Source organism: Flagellimonas ochracea, assembly GCF_009903685.1.
GTDB classification, from domain to species: Bacteria; Bacteroidota; Bacteroidia; order Flavobacteriales; family Flavobacteriaceae; genus Flagellimonas; species Flagellimonas ochracea.
Genome location: NZ_JAAABI010000032.1, coordinates 1 through 514, shown reverse-complemented (window position 1 = coordinate 514; position 514 = coordinate 1). Strand labels below are relative to the sequence as shown.

Here is a 514-nt window from a genome sequence, read left to right as displayed (position 1 = left end):
ATCGTTTATTTGAACTTTGGTTAACGTTGTTGATTAAAGTTTTAATTCTATAAAGTTGGAGTAATATTTTTTCTATTTTCAAATTCTCCTAAATGAATTTCGCTCACGCTCGGTTTTTCTGCAGAATACCTAACAGGAAATTCCTTTCCAAGACAGCCTTCAGTTCCATCAGGACATTTGAAAAAACCTCCTCTCCAATGTCCTTCATAGGTTTTTCCTCCTACTTTGTACTTGTAGGTTCCACAATAGTTGTAATTACAAAAATGAAAATCTGTTATTGTTCCAACAGTCATTTTTCCTTTTTTTAAATATTCAGATTGTCTGGAATTGTAGATTAGTCCACTCACGATTATAAGGCCAACTATTGAAAAAACAATATATTTTCTTCGGTCTGCCTTTGTCATGTTGCGATTAGATTTTAATTATTGCTAACTTTTTTTTTGAGATGTAAAATACATTCCTATACTCCCAAATCGGAATAAAATCGATGTATTTGATCATCTAATATTCGAAT

Annotated in this window: 1 protein-coding gene; it reads right to left on the bottom strand. The window is 31.1% G+C overall.

Features of this window, described 5'->3' with window-relative positions; all coding sequences use genetic code 11:
- Positions 1-47: 47 nt before the first annotated feature.
- On the bottom strand, positions 48-404 hold the full coding sequence (locus GTQ34_RS16625) for a DUF3592 domain-containing protein (RefSeq protein ID WP_166524930.1): 357 nt from the start codon (positions 402-404) through the stop codon (positions 48-50).
- Between the last annotated feature and the right edge of the window lie 110 nt (positions 405-514).